The following is a 241-nucleotide window of genomic DNA, read 5'->3' on the forward strand; positions in this document are numbered from 1 at the left end:
GTGGGTTCGTCGGCAATCAGCAGTTCCGGTTCGCAGGCCAGGGCCATGGCGATCATCACCCGCTGGCGCTGGCCGCCGGAGAGCTGGTGCGGGTAGGCCTTGAGTCGCTCCTTGGGTTTCTGGATGCCCACCAGTTCCAGCAGTTCGAGAATCCGCGCCTGAGCCTCCTTGCCCCCCAGGCCACGATGCAGCAGGAGGGTTTCGCCGATCTGCTTCTCGATGCTGTGCAGCGGGTTGAGGG

1 protein-coding gene is annotated in these 241 nt (G+C 65.1%); it reads right to left on the minus strand.

The window, feature by feature from the left end; genetic code table 11:
- On the minus strand, positions 1-241 hold a 241-nt coding region (locus R0J88_RS23020), incomplete at both ends, for an ATP-binding cassette domain-containing protein (RefSeq protein WP_410901319.1).

The sequence above is a fragment of the Pseudoalteromonas sp. SIMBA_162 genome (genome assembly GCF_046535955.1).
Taxonomy (GTDB): domain Bacteria; phylum Pseudomonadota; class Gammaproteobacteria; order Enterobacterales; family Alteromonadaceae; genus Pseudoalteromonas; species Pseudoalteromonas marina.